Below are 15,055 nucleotides of genomic sequence, written 5' to 3'. Positions count from 1 at the left end.
CCGACGGGCCCAAGCACCACAACGCAACGGCGGCCGCCCCCGGTAGGGGACGGCCGCCGTCGTATTTAACAGGGACTTGCTGATTCGGTTATGAAGCCGCCGCTGCAGTGTTGTACGTGGACTGGATCACGGTGCCCCAGTACGGGCCGTACATGGTGGTGGAGTTGCTGCCGTATCCGTAGCTGTTCACGGAGTTCTGGTAGCCGGTGGAGCTGTTGCCGATGAACCACGGTCCGCCCGAGGATCCACCGGTCATGTTGCAAGGGATGCCCTGGCTGTTGAACTGCGGGTTGTAGGGATCGTTGGTAGCGGTGCCGGAGCAGCTCTTGAGCGATTCGCCGTTGAAGGGCGAGCCTGCCGGGTAGCCAAAGGCCTTGTAGCTCAGGCCGCGGGCGGCATTGAACTGGACGCCTGAGGAACCAACCACGTCGGCAAGCTTCTGGCCGTTGAGGGTGTTCATGACGGCGAAGGCGGTGTCGTACTGCATGTTGCCGTTGGAGGCCCACTGGGTGGGGGCGTACAGCGCCTTTGCCGTCCACTTCCCGTAGGGTGCTGCACCGTTGAGGTAGGCGGGAACGAAGACGAAGTTGGTGGCGTAAGCGCCGGGGCCTTCGTTGAGGCAGTGTCCGGCGGTGGACACGGTGCTCTTGTTGGCTGCGGTGACGGAGTTGCCTGAGCAGACGTAGTTGGAGCCGCCCAGGGTGAAGAAGATCTTGCCGATGTGCTTGACCGGCGTTTCGCTCTGGTTCACCTTCCGATCGATGGTTTTGGAGTCGGTTGCTGCCGGCTGTCCGGCGATGCTGCTGATGGCGCCCGGGGCTTCAGTGACCGGGGCTTTGCCGAGGTTGAGGAGCTTGCCGCGTTCCAGTGCTTTGGCGGCTAGGATTTCGCCGGACTTGGCATTCTTCATGCGTTCGGGTGTCCAGTAGTCTGCAGCGCCGGCGTCCGACACTACATGGCTGCTGACCGCAGCGCCGCTGGAGTCTGTGGTGTTTACCGGAGCCGCGTTGGCGCTGGTGGTTCCAACCAGCGCCAAGATTGCGGCAGCGGACAGACTCAGCAGGCTTGTGGCCAGGGTCTTGGTTTTTGTCACGTTGTTCCTACCTATCGAGGGAGTGAGGCGGCCAGTGATGGCGACCGCCGACTGACGTGATTGAAGGTACCCAACGTATGACAAATTTGTAAAGAGATGTTTCATAGTTTGTGATAATTGGCTGTCACTTCTTGTCGAGTGGCAGCGTTCAGTGGTGACACGAGCTCACCTCACGGGGCCAGGCCACTCCTCGTGGAGGTGGCCCGGCCCCAGCGATTCAGTGGGTCACTGACCGCCGACTATTTCTTGACCGGGCAGATGCCCTTGGTGGTGGTGTTGTAACCCGGCAGGGCAGGTTTTGCGGGAGTGCCTGTTCCCAGTTGAGCAAGAATCTCTTCCGAGAGGAGGTCTTGCTTGCCCTTGAGGGCGTCTGCAACGGTGGGGTCCTGCGAAAAGACGAGCTCGGCGGCAATGTTGTCTTGAACGATTCGCGCCAGGTTATCCAATGCCACTGCCACGGGATCGGCGGGCGTTTCCAGTCCCGGAAGGTCAATGAGATGTGTATCTATTTTGGCCGGATTCATAAGATCCTTGATGATGATGGTGTTCTGGTTCAGCTCAGCGGTTGTCCATTGCGACAGCACCACGGTGTACAAATCGGCCCAAGCTGATTCGCCAAGTTTTCGGCGCCACGTCCCCATCACATCCCTGACGCCCGCGATTTGAGCCTCTGAGGCATATTTCATGTTCACCCGAATGTCTGGGTAAACGCTGCTGGCGAATATCTGGAACGAAGCGACGTTGAAATTCTTATTCTTCACTGAATCGGAAATGAACTCCATGCCTCGAGTGAGGATGTTGTGGCACGATTTTTGCAGCTCCGGCACGAGACCGGCTGCGGGTAGTGCTTTCCGAGCGGTCTCGAGTTTGGATCCAAAGTCTTGAAGCGGGAGGATCCAGTTTCTGGAATGGTCGTCGTTAAAAGCAACCAACTTGAGGTCATGCGCGTCGATACGGGCTCCATTGGCAACTTTAGGGACATTGTCGGTGAGGTATGAGGCGACAATGGAGTAGCAGCCGAAGGGAACGTGGGCGATCGATTTCGCCAATTCGAATACCTGGGGGACGGGCTCAACGGACTCCCGTACTCCATTCGTGATGAGTGTAAATTTTCCCCAGTTGCATTGTTTTGCACAACAATCACCGGCGACAGGTGCTTGATGAGGTCCGCCTTCAAAGCAGCGTAGTTGGATCTCATCCCGGCATTGACAGCCAGGATCGCTTGCTTTGCGTTGAAGGCTCGGAGCTCCGGCGATCGTAGGCGTAGCCCTCGCCTGGGACAGCGGCACAGCGGGACAGCGGCACAGCGGAGATGATTAGGGCTGTTGCCCCAATGCTGGAGGCGCCTCGGATGAAGCCTCTGCGTGTGGGCAACTGGGGAGTGGCAGGGCGCTTGGAGGGGCGCCCTGCCGGCCGCCTGGTTGTGGGACCTTAGGTCAGTTCCTCCTGGGTGGCAACTACCACACCATAAAGATCGGAAATCGTGGCCAACGCCGAATAGTGGACTTGGCACGCGTCCAGTTCGGTGCCGGCGACAGGCAGCGAACGGGTTGCGCTTGCGTCGGCAACGACGGTGGGTTGATTGCCTCGCAGAAATGCACCCTGAGCGGTGTATGCGACGCACATGTGGGTCATGAATCCTGCAATAATCAGACTCTCCCGCCTGGCAGCATCAACATGCTCGGCCAGGTCCGTGTCCAGGAAAGCGTTAGGTGCCTTTTTCACGACGACCGGCTCACCTTCGATCGGAGCTACCTTCGGATGGATTTGACCAATCTCATTCCGAATGTCATAAGGCGTTCCATCTCCGCCGTCGTTAATGACGTGAATAACCTTCGAACCGGCCTTTCGAGCACGTTCAAGCAATTCGGCGGCTTTCTCCAAGGCGTTTTCCCAGCCATCCAACTCCATCACACCAGTGGTGTAGGTGTTCTGATAATCGATAAGAATTAGCGTCGAATCGCCAAGTTGTGCTGGTGTTTCATCCAACCCGTTCAACTGGCGGAGCGTAGTTCTCGGCATCATTTCTCCCTAATCTGCAGAATGCATCCAATAAATGGACCATTTGATAGGCTAACTTCGCACGCAACACCTCTGCAATGACGCCTAACATGCAAAAACCGACATGGCAGTTGAGTCGAAAGAAACCTGATGATCAAGAAGCTGGTAGTTATCGTCCTATTCGACAACGTCGATCTGCTCGACGTCACGGGACCACCCGAAGTCTTTGCACTTGCCAAACGGGAGACCGATGAGGCAGCCAGCTATGAAGTAGTCCTGGCCGCTGAAACGTTGGTGCCGGTGACCACGGGGGCAGGTGTCAGAGTGGTCCCGGATTTCACTTTCGAGGACTTGGGCAGGAGGCGTATTCAAACGCTGATCGTCCCTGGCGCCGTTGAATTCGACACCAACCGCCAAATCCGTCCGGTCGTCCACGCGGCTGTTGTAGATCGGGTGAAGCAGCTCACCGGGCGGGCCGATCGCGTGGCGTCGATCTGCGTTGGTGCGCATATCCTGGCCGCAGCGGGGCTGTTGGACGGCATACGTGCAACTACGCACTGGTCCACGGCAGAGCAGCTTGCTGCAGAGCATCCTTTGGTGGATGTGGATCCAGATCCGATTTTCATCCGCCAAGGCAGAGTGTGGACCGGTGCCGGAATCAGCGCCTGCCTGGATCTGACCCTTGCCCTCATAGCCGAAGACCTGGGGGAGGAAACCGCTTTAAGAGTTGCTCGCCAGCTTGTCATGTATCTGAAACGCCCTAGTGGGCAGAGCCAGTTCAGCGTTCCGTTGGCAAGGACCTCCACCAATAGGCGTATCGAGGACCTCCGCCATTACATCCTGCGCAACGTTGCCCAGACTCTCACCATCGGGAAGCTCGCGGACATCGCCAATATCAGCGAGAGGCAGGTGACCCGAATCTTCAAGAACGAACTCGGCATGACACCCCATAGCTACATCGAGTCCGTCAGGGTGGAAGTGGCGCGCGGCTACCTTGAATCCACCGATGCGACGTTGGAGCGAATCGCTTCGGTCTGCGGCTTCGGCTCGATCGATACCCTGGTCCGAGCTTTTCGACGACGCCTCAACACGACACCTACCGAGTACAGGCTTAGATTCCAGACGTAGTAGCAGAGCACGTTGAGGGGATATCGGCCTGCCGGACCCTACGCGGAAACCACCCGTGCCAGGAAAAGCCGCCGGCGCACGACGTCGGCAGGCAGCGGCGGCGGTCAGGCCGCCGTCGGGCGTTAATCGCTTTCCCGGACGGTAACGCAGAGAGTGATCCCGGACACGAAGGGCCGTCAAAACGGTCTACTCGGGTAAGTTAGAGATGTTGAAATCTGCAGACTTTCAGGGAGAACCCCACCAATGGCCAAGATTATCTATACCCACACAGACGAAGCGCCGATGCTGGCAACTTACTCATTCCTGCCGATTGTTGAAGCGTATGCCTCGACCGCAGGAGTAGAGGTGGAGACCCGCGATATTTCGCTGGCCGGCCGCATCATCGCCGTCTTCGGTGATTTCCTGACAGAAGAACAGCGCACGGGCAACGCGCTTGCTGAACTTGGTGAACTGGCAAAGCAGCCGGAAGCCAACATCATCAAGCTGCCCAACATCAGCGCCTCCGTGCCGCAGCTCAAGGCTGCCATCGCCGAACTCCAGGCCCAGGGCTACGCCCTCCCGGACTACCCGGACAACCCCTCCTCGGACACCGAGACGGATATCCGCTCGCGTTACGACAAGATCAAGGGTTCCGCCGTTAACCCGGTGCTGCGTGAAGGCAACTCGGACCGCCGCGCACCACTGTCGGTGAAGAACTACGCCCGTCAGAACCCGCACTCCATGGGTGCCTGGTCCGCTGATTCGAAGACCAACGTTGCCACCATGGGCGAGAACGACTTCCGCTCCAACGAGAAGTCCGTTGTCCTCAAGGCCGACGATTCCCTGAGCATCCAGTTGGTCCGCGAAGACGGCACCACCAAGGTCCTCAAGAAGGACTTCCCCGTACTGGCCGGCGAGGTTGTGGACGCTACCGTCCTCCGCGCCGACGCCCTGGATGAGTTCCTCAAGGCCCAGGTTGCCCGCGCCAAGGAAGAGGGCGTTCTCTTCTCCGCACACCTGAAGGCCACCATGATGAAGGTCTCGGACCCCATCATCTTCGGCCACGTGGTCAAGGCTTACTTCTCCGAGCTGTTCGAAACCTACGGCAAGCAGCTCGCAGCCGCAGGCATCAGCCCGAACAACGGCCTCGCAGCGATCCTCAGCGGCCTGGAAGACCTGCCCGAGGACGTCCGCGATGGCGTCAAGGCAGCCATCACCAAGGGCCTCGAAGACGGTCCGGCACTGGCCATGGTGGACTCGGACAAGGGCATCACCAGCCTGCACGTTCCGTCGGACATCATTGTTGACGCCTCCATGCCTGCCATGATCCGTTCCTCCGGCCACATGTGGGGCCCGGACGGCAAGGAAGCCGACACCCTGGCGGTGATCCCGGACAGCTCCTACGCCGGTATCTACCAGGTTGTGCTGGACGACTGCCGTGCCAACGGCGCATTCGACCCCACCACCATGGGCACCGTTCCCAACGTGGGCCTCATGGCACAGGCAGCCGAAGAATACGGCAGCCACGACAAAACCTTCGAGATCCAGGCAGCTGGCACCGTCCAGCTCGTGGACAGCAAGGGCAACGTCCTCACCGAGCACCAGGTCTTCCCCGGTGACATCTGGCGCGCATGCCAGACCAAGGACATCCCGGTCCGCGACTGGGTCAAGCTGGCCGTCACCCGCGCCCGCGCTTCCCAGACTCCGGCTGTGTTCTGGCTGGACGAGACCCGCGCCCACGACGCCAACCTCATCGCCAAGGTCAACGAGTACCTCAAGGACCACGACACCGAGGGCCTGGAAATCAAGATCCTTTCCCCGGTTGAAGCCACGGCCTTCACGCTGGAGCGCATCCGCAAGGGTGAGGACACCATCTCCGTCACCGGTAACGTGCTCCGCGACTACCTCACGGACCTGTTCCCGATCCTCGAGCTCGGTACCAGCGCCAAGATGCTCTCCATCGTTCCGCTGATCAACGGTGGCGGCCTCTTCGAGACCGGCGCCGGTGGCTCCGCTCCCAAGCACGTCCAGCAGCTGGTCAAGGAAAACCACCTCCGCTGGGACAGCCTGGGCGAGTTCCTTGCTTTGGCCGTCAGCTTCGAGCACCTTGCCACCACCACCGGCAACGCCCGCGCACAGGTCCTCGCTGACACGCTGGACCGCGCCACGGGTACGTTCCTGCTGGAAAACAAGTCCCCGCGCCGCAGCGTCGGCGAGCTGGACAACCGCGGCAGCCACTTCTACCTGGCCACGTACTGGGCCCAGGAACTGGCCAAGCAGACCGAAGACGCCGAGTTGGCCAAGGACTTCGCGGCAATCGCTGAAGCCCTGACTTCCAACGAAGAGGCAATCGTCGGCGAGCTGGCCGCAGTCCAAGGTACCGCCGTCGACCTGGGCGGTTACTACCGTCCGGACGCTGCCAAGGCCGCTGAGATCATGCGCCCGTCGGCTACGTTCAACAAGGTCCTCGCGACCCTGAAGTAGTCCTGGTATAACGCAACAGGCCCGCAGGCATTGCCTGCGGGCCTGTTGCTTTTAAGCGAGGATTCAGCGTTCCGCGTGGAACCGCTCAGGTGCCACGCCGCCGTCGACGATGTCCTTCAGCACCCGGCCGATTGCCGGTGTGAACTTGAAGCCGTGGCCCGAGAAGCCGGCACCCACAACCAACGGACCGAAGTGGTCCAGCACAAAGTCCTCGTTGGGCGTGGTGGTGTAGGTGCAGCTGATGGGAACCGCGGTGGAAGGGTCGACGCCGGGAAGCCACTCTTCTGCGTACCGCACCAAAGCTTCCATCTGGTGGGGGATGGGCTCGAACGTGCGCTCGTCCGGATCCATGACGGGGCCGACGCCGTGCCAGCCGGCCTTCACGCCTTCGCCGGGAGTGAGCATGCCGTAGACGGGGCTGTACCAGTACTCGTACGCTTCGTTGTTCGGATCAGGGTCCGGGCTGTGGTTGAAGCTCGGCCACACCAATGTGTTGTCCCTCGGAGTGAAGTGGGCAGGCTGTTCCTGGGTGACCACCAAAGCCGGGAGATCAGTGAGCTTGCCGATGAGCTTGGGTGTCCAGGCGCCGGCCGTGACCACCACGCGGCTGGCCGTGTACTCCGTCTCCTCCGTCACCACCACCGCTGATTCGCCGCCAGTGACACGAATGTCCCGGACCGGCGTCGAGTACTTGAAAACAGCACCGTGCGCTTCCGCTGATTTCCGCAGCGCCACCAGGGCGTCAGCCGAGCGGATCCGCCCGGAGCCTGGCACGAAGAGGACGTCGGTAGCGAAGTTCATGCCCAGCCAGCGGTTGGCAGCTTCATCAGGGGAGATGAAGTAGCTCTCGATACCGCGTGCCTCGTGGGCTTCCCGCACTTGCTGTAAGCGGGGGACGTTGCCGTGGTTCACCAGCCCCACCATGTCCAGGAGCGGGGCGCCGTGCTCGGCCGCGAGTTCGTCCCAGAGCGTCTTGGACTCTGCCAGCAGGTCCAGGTAATCGGCCTCGGCGTAAGCGGTGTTGAAGTTGCGGGTGGCGCCGTGGGAGGCGCCGATGTGGTGTCCGGCCTCGAACTGCTCCAACAGAACCACTGAGCGACCAGCCCGGGCGAGTTGCCACGCGGCAGCCGATCCCATGGCTCCTCCGCCAACGACTACGACGTCAACCTGCATGCCTGCTCCATCCACAATGTCCGCGACTCCAACCGGGGCCCCAAAGAGGGCCACCTCCCATTCTGCCCCCTAGTTGCGTTAGCTACGGACGTTACGCAGCCAAGCGCCTGCGGATCCACGCGGAGAACTGATCCACCACAATGATCAGCACCAGCACGATCAGGATGTGCGTGAGCATGGAGTCGAACTGGAACGACTTGATGGACTGGTTGATCAGCAGGCCAATGCCACCGGCGCCCACCAGGCCAAGGACCAGCGAGGACCGCACGTTGACGTCGAAGCGGTAAAGCAGCAGGCCAACAAATTGCGGAACCACCATGGGCAGCGTTGCGTTGGCCACCTGCTGGATCCGGTTGGCGCCGGCGGTCCGGAGTGCCTCTTGGGGTCCGGCGTCGATCTCCTCCATCGATTCCGCCCACAGCTTCCCCATCACACCCGTGTTGTGGCAGATCAGGGCGAGCACGCCCGCGAACGGACCAAGCCCGACGGCGGTGACGAAGATCAGCGCGAACACAATGTCCGGCACGGCGCGGAAAAACGACAGGATGGCGCGTGCTGCCTGGTAAACGAGCCGGTGCGGGCTGGTGTTCTCTGCTGCCAGCGCAGCCAGGAGCAGGGCGAACGGCACGGACAACGTAGTCCCCAGGAGGCCGATCCACAACGTCACCAGTGTGGCTTCGAGGCCGGGCTTGAGCGTCTTCTCCCAGCTGAGGTCCGGCGGGAACGCGTCGCCGATGAACGCTGCCATGCCCTGCCAGCCATCAACCAAAAGTTCGGGTTTGAAGTCCGTCCCTTCGATGGCCACGGCGTGAAGTCCGACGACGGCGGCAGCCACTGCCGCCGTCGTGATCCACCGCAGCGGCTTCTTCGGGCGGACCAGTGCCACTCGGGTTTGGGCCGAAGAGCCCCCTCGCGCGACGGCCGGGGTCAAGGTGTGGGGTGTCATGCTGCCTGGGTCCTGTCTGAAACGATCGCGTCTGAAGCGATCCTGTCCGGGGCGTACAAGGTATCGAGGTGGTCCGCCGTGACCTCTGCGGAGGGGAGGTCGAAGGTCATGGAGCCTTGGAGTAGGCCGATGGACCTGTCCGCGTACCGAAGTGCGAGGTCGGGCTGGTGCAGCACAGCGGCCACGGCCAGTCCTTCCGAATGCGCGAGTTCCCGCAGCAGCGACATGACTTGCTCGGCAGCGTGCGGATCCAATGCGGACACCGGTTCGTCGGCGAGTACGACGTCGGCCCGCTGGCACAGCGCCCGGGCTACGGCCACGCGCTGCTGCTGACCACCGGACAAACGGCCGACACGGTCGAATGCCCGGTCCGCGAGGCCGACCCGGTCCAGGCAGTCGAGGGCTTCCTGTTGAACGTCGGCGGGGAACAGCAGTGGACTGAGTGAGCGGACGGTGGGGATCCGCGACAGTGCGCCGGCGCAGACGTTGTCCAAGGCGGTGCGCCGGGGTACGAGGTGGATTTTCTGGAAGATCATGGCCATCCGCTGCCTCGTCTGCTGCAGTTCACGGCCCTGCAGGTTCTCCAGCGCAGTGTCGTCGATGCTGATGCTTCCGGAATCCGGCGAAGTGATGCCCATGACACAGCGCAGGGTGGTGGACTTGCCGGAACCGTTAGCGCCCAGGAAAGCCACCACCTCACCGGCTGCAACGGAGAAGTCGACGCCCTTGAGCACGGTCCGGCCGCTGAATGATTTCCGCAAGCCTTGGACGGAGAGGGGCATTACAGGTCCTTCTCGGTGAGGCCCATGGTCTCGGCGAGCTCGAACAACGGCGTGTAGTTGTCCTTGGTGACCTCGAGCAAGGGACCCGGAGGGGTGACGTCCAGGAACTCGCCCACCTTGGCTACGGCGGCGGGATCCAGGCTCAGGAATGCGTCCTTCACGGCGGCTTTGAACGCGGGATCGGCGTCTCCGCGAACGGTGATGGGGTCGTTGGGGATCGGGTTGGACGTCCAGACCTGACGGAAGTCGTCCGGCTTGAACGTTCCGGCGGCAATGGCCGTGGCGAGCGTCTGCGAGTTGATCTGGGCCGCGTCCACCTTGCCGTTGGTCAGGGCCAGCAGGGCCTCGGGATGGCCGCCGGTGTAGTCCATCTTGATGTCGGCATCGGCAATTCCGGCTTCACGGAGGCCGAAGCGCGGCAGGACGTCACCGGACGTCGAACCAACGCTACCCAAAGCCAGCGACTTGCCCTTGAGGTCGCCGATGGCTTGGATGGGGCTGTCCTTCGGCACCCAGATCCCCGCGGTGTAGCTGCTGAGTTCCTTCTCTGCCGTGCCGAAGGAAACCAGCGGCTCAGCACCGGCCTTAGCGTCGGCGAACACGTAGCCCAGCGGGCCGAACTGACCAAGGTCCAGCTTGCCGTTGCGCATGGCCAGGACCTCGGCGGCGTAGTCCTCAACCACCTGGACACTCACCGGGCATTCGAGCTTCTTGGACAGGGCCGCGGCCAGGACATCGTAGGCGGGTTTGAGTTTGGCAGGGTCCTCGTAGGGCTCGATGCCGAACTTGATCTCACCGTTGGGGCAGGTGGCCGACGTCGCCTCGGGAGAGGACTGGGCGGCGCCGCCGCATGCCGTCAGCGCCAGAACGGTGGCGAGGGCAAGCGCGGAACCGGTGAAGAGCGTGATTTTCATGGGAATCCTTATGCGAAGGGGATTGGAGGGGAGAAGGGGAAATCAGTACAAGCGCGAAACGTTGCGGTGTGCCAGGCCGAATGAAAGGGTCATGCCGACGCCGGAGGTCACCGAGACCACGGTGACACCGGGCTGGATGTCACGGACCAGGATGGGAGCCACGTCAGACGACGCGTAGACGCCCTGCCAGCGCTGGATGATCTCCAGCGGCTCGCCCATCCTGTCCGTGATTTCGGCGTTGAGGGTGGTGGTCACCGCTTCGTCCAGGAACGGATCGGCGGTGCGGTGGTAGTGGTGCGAGTCGCCCAGAATGACGGTGCCGTCCGGCCGCTGGGTGAACATGACGTTGGCGCCGATCTCCAGCAGTTCGGGCTGGTTCTCCAACACCTCGGAGTGGAGCGCGGCAGCTGCAGGCATATCCGTGAACGCCGGGTACCGGAGCATGGACGTGGCCGTGAGGACAGCAGGTGCGAACTCGACGCCGGCAGGCTTGGCCGCGAGTGACATCTGCAGCGCGCACCGCTGGATCCGGTGTTCCTCGGCAAGATCCGGAAACAGGTAATCGACGTCGTGGCCGACGCACACGAATGCTTGTTTGGCACTGAGCTCTCCGCGCGACGTCCGGACGGTCACGCCTGCAGGACTCTGGCTGAAGCCCAGCGCCGCTGTGTTCCAGTGAAGTTCGACGCCGGGTTGCTGGCTGAGCCATTCGGCCAGCGTTGCGACGGTGGTGCGGGGGTCGACGCGGAGGTCATCCCGTAGGAAGGCGCCACCTACCAGACCGGGCCATGCTGCGCCTGAAGTACCAGCGCCGTCGTGCGCTTCTTCAGTCACAGAAGCCGACGAGCCCAGACGGGCCCGCGTCGCGGCGGGGGAGAGCAGCTCAACCTGTCCCGGTTCGCGCACCGCGGAGAGCTCACGCAAGACGTTCATTTCGGCCTCGGTGCGGGCGAGGACCACGGCCCCGGCTTCGGAGGCCCAGAACCCGGCACGTTCGGCGAACTCGAGCCAGTACTTCCGGGAGGTCTGGGCGAGCTCGTACAGTTCACCGGACTGGGCTGTGATGCAGCAGTGGCCGAAGTTACGAACCGAGGCGCCTGCGGCGTGGTGGTCGCGCTCAATGATGGTGACGGTCAGGCCATTGGCAACAGCGTGCGCGGCATGCGCCAGGCCAACAATTCCAGCGCCGACAATCACGACGTCGGTGGGTTGGCCCGGGCTGTTGTTGATGGGTGTGGGGGAGGTGCTTGGGTTGTTCACACCATTGAGACTGGTGGGCGGATCGAAAGGAATCAAGCTGAATCGGGACTTGTATATACAAGTTAACCTGAACTTAATGTCTGCTCATTTGAGTTCACTTCAAGTTCATCTAAGGGCCCTCAAAACCGGCGTTCTCATGCTGTGGGACTTGTATTATCAACTTGTGAGCACACAGCAGAACGCACCCCTCCACGTCCGTCTCAGTGAGGAATTCATGCGCCGGATCACCGATGGTGACTGGCCGCCGGGTTTCCAGCTGCCCAGCGAGGCGGAGCTGTGCCGCGAGTTCGGGACCTCGCGCGGACCGATTCGCCAGGCGCTCGCCTTCCTGCGTTCCGAGGGCGCGGTAACGGGTGGGCGGGGGCGTCCCCCCATGGTGCGGAGGTCCGTGCCGTCGCAGTCGTTCTCCACCTTCAACTCATTCACGGAATGGGCCATCGGGATCGGCAAGACGCCCGGTCAACGCACGCTGGAGGTCGCACGCCGCGAAGCCAGCCCGGAAGCCGCCGAGGCACTCGGGCTGGTACCGGGAACCACTGTGGTGGAGGTCCTTCGCGTCCGCTACCTGGACGAGGCTCCGGCCATGATCGAACGGACCACGTTCATCCTGGATGTGGGGCGAAAACTCTTCGACTTCGACACCGACTCCGGGTCCATCTTCGCGTTCCTCAAGGAGCAAGGCGTGGACCTGCACAGTGCGCGGCACACCATCGACGCCGTCGCAGCCAGTGACGAGGACGCCGAACTGTTGGAGCAGCCCGAAGGCACTCCGCTCCTGCGCGAACGCCGTATCACCCGTTCCGGCGACGGGCAGCCCCTCGAATACTCCGAGGACCGCTACCTGCCGGCACTGACAAACTTCACCATCGACAACACCGTGGAACGCCGGGCCGCACTGGTCCGCATCCACACTGAAGGAGCCACCCCATGATCAAGCTTGTTGCCTGCGATATGGCCGGAACCACCATCGACGAACACGGCGACGTCTACGTCGCCTTGGCCCGCTGTGTGGAGGAAACCGGTGTGACCACCACGCCCGAGGCCGTGCAGGAGTGGATGGGCGCCGACAAGGTTGAGGCCATCACGGCCCTGATCCAGGCTGGTGGCGGGACTGCGGACCCGGCCACCATCAGCGCTGCGTTTGTCCGGTTCAAGGAACTGCTCGTGGAGCTCTATGACGCCAACCCGCCAGTGGCTTTGGAGGGTGTGGAAGAAGCCTTCCGCGATCTTCGGAGCAAGGGAGTCAAGGTGGCCCTGACTACCGGTTTCTCACGCGATGTGGCCGAGCCCCTCCTGGAGCGGCTGGGCTGGAGCGTCCACGACGATAACCTGCTGGACGCCGTCGTGTGTTCTGATGAAGTAGCCGCTGGCCGTCCGGCACCCCACATGATCCACCGGGCCATGGAGCTGACCGGCGTGCAGGACGTCCGCGCCGTGATCGCAGCCGGCGATACTGTGAACGACCTCGCCGCCGCCAACAACGCGGGCGTCACGGCCGTGGGTGTCCTGACCGGCAAGCTGGACCGCGAGGCCTTGGCTGCACACCCGCACCACCACATCCTTGACGGCGTGAAGGACATCCCGGCGCTGCTCTCGTAGAACACCGCCGGGTTGGCGGTGGGGACGCAGGCATGGAAGATTGGAACCCGTGAAATTCCTTCACCCGTCCCCCAAGTCCTCTGCCCGCGGAGTCACCATCCTGCGCGTGGTGTTCGGCGCGCTCCTCATGGTGCACGGCTTCCAGAAGTTCATGGCCGGGCATGCCGCCTTCGCCGCGTCCGTTGCCGCAATGGGCGTGCAGAAGCCCGAGGTTGTGGCGTGGCTGGTGATCGCCGGCGAACTGGGCCTCGGCCCGCTCTTGGTGCTTGGTGCCCTGACCCGGGTGGCCGGTTTCCTGGCGGCGATCATGTTCGCCGGGATCTGGTTCGTGACGGAAGCGGGCAAACCCCTGCTCACGGACAAGTCCGGTGTCACGGCCGAGCTCCTGATCGTTTACGTCGCCATCTCCGTAGCGTTCGTGTTCCTGGGGCCGGGTGCGTTGTCGCTAGACCGCAAGCTGGCAAGGCAACCGGCCCGCACAGGGCGTTAATACGGCTGGGTTAATTCACGACGGCGGGACGCACCACGCTCGGTGACGTCAACGCCTCGATCGGCTCACCGAGCGTCGTTCGGGTACCGGATGCCCAACTGTGACCGCACGCCGTCAAAGAGACGCATGACGTTGATGGAGTCCTCCAGCGGCATGACCGGGCTTTCTGTCAGGCCTTGCTGGATACAGCGGGTCACTTCCCGGAGCTCGTAGGTGTAGCCGATGCCCACAACGTCAAAGTGCTCGCGCCGCGGCTCGTCCCAACCAATCCGTATCACCAGTTCGCGGGGGTTGTTCACGGAGCCAACGGTCTGCAGGAACCCGAGCCCGCCCGCCACCGTAGCGGTCCGAGGCCCGTGCGCCATCAACGACGACGTCAGTTGCGCATGTGCACCGGTGTCATAGCCAAGGGTCAAGGCGTTCTGGCTGTCCACGCCGTCCTCGTTGAGTGTGCCGATTGCGGTGACCGACTGCGGGAAGCCCAGCGTACCCAGTGCCCAGAGCAACGGGTAGACGGTGATGTCCAAGAGCGCTCCGCCGCCGTCATTGAGAGCCCAAATCCGTGCGGCGGGATCATAAGGTGCCGGGAAACCGAGGTCGGCACTGACCCACTGGATCTGCCCGAGTTCGCCGGAGGCAGCTATGGAAAAGGCCCGCTGCATGCTCGGCAGGAAACGGCTCCATACCGCTTCCATGAAGAACACCTTCTGTTCCCGGGCCAGTCTCACCAGCTCGGTAGCTTCGCGGGCGTTGATGGTGAGGGCTTTCTCGCAGAGCACGTGCTTCCCGGCCCTCAAAGCGGCCGCGGCAATCTGGAAATGTTGAGCGTGGGGCGTCGCCACATAGACCACGTCCACGTCGGGATCGTTGAAGAGACGCTGGTAGCCGGGGACGCCGTCGTCGTCCCCATAGCCCTTGGAGAAACCAAGGGTGTGGGCGAACGCATCCGCGGCAGCCTGGCTGCGGGAACTCACGGCATACAGCTCGGCATCTTCCAGCAGGGCGAGGTCCTGGGAGACGCTGTTGGCGATGTTGCCTGTGGACACCACTCCCCACCGCAGAGGCTGACCGGTGGCCGACCGGGGATCCTGGTTGGTTTGCGAGGAAAGCCAGGGCACGGCGATAGGAAGTGTCATGCCGTTCATCCTCTCATTTCCTGGTTGTCAGGACGTGGTGCGCACCCTTTACGCCGAATGAAGGTGCAGT

The 15,055-nt window shown here is 62.5% G+C and carries 14 protein-coding genes; 5 read left to right on the top strand and 9 right to left on the bottom strand.

The annotated features are described in order from the left end of the window. Nucleotides 1-88 precede the first annotated feature (88 nt). The 3 genes from AC1RJY_RS01510 to AC1RJY_RS01500 all read right to left on the bottom strand — a co-directional run bounded on the left by AC1RJY_RS01510 (nt 89) and on the right by AC1RJY_RS01500 (nt 3,091). Nucleotides 89-1,198: a trypsin-like serine peptidase gene (locus tag AC1RJY_RS01510; protein ID WP_498601030.1), complete on the bottom strand. Its 1,110-nt coding sequence runs from the start codon at nt 1,196-1,198 to the stop codon at nt 89-91. 134 nt (nt 1,199-1,332) lie between these two features. Continuing rightward, on the bottom strand, nt 1,333-2,142 hold the full coding sequence (locus AC1RJY_RS01505) for a hypothetical protein (protein ID WP_498601029.1): 810 nt from the start codon (nt 2,140-2,142) through the stop codon (nt 1,333-1,335). 382 nt (nt 2,143-2,524) lie between these two features. After that, nucleotides 2,525-3,091 carry a cysteine hydrolase family protein gene (locus AC1RJY_RS01500; protein ID WP_014921046.1) on the bottom strand — a complete coding sequence of 189 codons (567 nt, stop codon included), beginning with the start codon at nt 3,089-3,091 and terminating at the stop codon, nt 2,525-2,527. A 153-nt stretch (nt 3,092-3,244) separates the two neighbouring features. Here AC1RJY_RS01500 and AC1RJY_RS01495 point away from each other — a divergent pair, with 153 nt between their 5' ends. Both AC1RJY_RS01495 and AC1RJY_RS01490 read left to right on the top strand, forming a co-directional pair. Next, nucleotides 3,245-4,222 carry a GlxA family transcriptional regulator gene (locus AC1RJY_RS01495; RefSeq protein WP_498601028.1) on the top strand — a complete coding sequence of 326 codons (978 nt, stop codon included), beginning with the start codon at nt 3,245-3,247 and terminating at the stop codon, nt 4,220-4,222. Nucleotides 4,223-4,465: 243 nt separating this feature from the next. Then, entirely contained in the window at nt 4,466-6,685 is a 2,220-nt protein-coding gene (locus tag AC1RJY_RS01490; protein WP_011773934.1) for an NADP-dependent isocitrate dehydrogenase, read from the top strand. Between the two features lie 63 nt (nt 6,686-6,748). Here AC1RJY_RS01490 and AC1RJY_RS01485 read toward each other — a convergent pair whose 3' ends face one another. From AC1RJY_RS01485 to AC1RJY_RS01465, 5 genes are all read right to left on the bottom strand, one after another. After that, on the bottom strand, nt 6,749-7,858 hold the full coding sequence (locus AC1RJY_RS01485; protein ID WP_014921049.1) for an FAD-dependent oxidoreductase: 1,110 nt from the start codon (nt 7,856-7,858) through the stop codon (nt 6,749-6,751). Nucleotides 7,859-7,949: 91 nt separating this feature from the next. Next, a complete protein-coding gene (gene phnE, locus AC1RJY_RS01480) occupies nt 7,950-8,804 on the bottom strand; it encodes a phosphonate ABC transporter, permease protein PhnE (protein ID WP_498601027.1) in 855 nt (284 codons plus the stop codon). Beyond that, nucleotides 8,801-9,586 carry a phosphonate ABC transporter ATP-binding protein gene (locus AC1RJY_RS01475; protein ID WP_498601025.1) on the bottom strand — a complete coding sequence of 262 codons (786 nt, stop codon included), beginning with the start codon at nt 9,584-9,586 and terminating at the stop codon, nt 8,801-8,803. The genes phnE and AC1RJY_RS01475 overlap by 4 nt, the downstream gene beginning before the upstream one ends. Further along, nucleotides 9,586-10,500 (bottom strand): phosphate/phosphite/phosphonate ABC transporter substrate-binding protein, encoded by a 915-nt coding sequence (locus tag AC1RJY_RS01470; protein ID WP_498601023.1) that lies wholly within the window; start codon nt 10,498-10,500, stop codon nt 9,586-9,588. Before AC1RJY_RS01470 ends, AC1RJY_RS01475 begins: the two co-directional genes overlap by 1 nt. Before the next feature lie 42 nt (nt 10,501-10,542). Next, nucleotides 10,543-11,760: a TIGR03364 family FAD-dependent oxidoreductase gene (locus AC1RJY_RS01465; RefSeq protein ID WP_498601021.1), complete on the bottom strand. Its 1,218-nt coding sequence runs from the start codon at nt 11,758-11,760 to the stop codon at nt 10,543-10,545. 163 nt (nt 11,761-11,923) lie between these two features. Between AC1RJY_RS01465 and AC1RJY_RS01460 the strand changes: the two genes are divergently transcribed. Genes AC1RJY_RS01460 through AC1RJY_RS01450 form a run of 3 tightly spaced genes read left to right on the top strand, consistent with a single transcriptional unit; the run spans nt 11,924 to nt 13,849 of the window. After that, nucleotides 11,924-12,691 carry a GntR family transcriptional regulator gene (locus AC1RJY_RS01460; RefSeq protein ID WP_011773940.1) on the top strand — a complete coding sequence of 256 codons (768 nt, stop codon included), beginning with the start codon at nt 11,924-11,926 and terminating at the stop codon, nt 12,689-12,691. Next, the gene (locus tag AC1RJY_RS01455) at nt 12,688-13,359 is read left to right on the top strand and encodes a phosphonatase-like hydrolase (RefSeq protein ID WP_011773941.1); all 672 of its coding nucleotides are present in this window, start codon (nt 12,688-12,690) and stop codon (nt 13,357-13,359) included. The genes AC1RJY_RS01460 and AC1RJY_RS01455 overlap by 4 nt, the downstream gene beginning before the upstream one ends. Before the next feature lie 49 nt (nt 13,360-13,408). After that, nucleotides 13,409-13,849 (top strand): DoxX family protein, encoded by a 441-nt coding sequence (locus tag AC1RJY_RS01450; protein WP_498601019.1) that lies wholly within the window; start codon nt 13,409-13,411, stop codon nt 13,847-13,849. A gap of 65 nt (nt 13,850-13,914) precedes the next feature. Here the strand turns inward: AC1RJY_RS01450 and AC1RJY_RS01445 are convergent, their stop codons facing one another. Continuing rightward, on the bottom strand, nt 13,915-14,985 hold the full coding sequence (locus tag AC1RJY_RS01445) for a Gfo/Idh/MocA family protein (protein ID WP_498601017.1): 1,071 nt from the start codon (nt 14,983-14,985) through the stop codon (nt 13,915-13,917). Nucleotides 14,986-15,055: the final 70 nt, after the last annotated feature.

The organism is Arthrobacter sp. GW822-FHT05G07, assembly GCF_058799755.1.
This window is presented reverse-complemented; position numbering and strand designations above follow the sequence as displayed.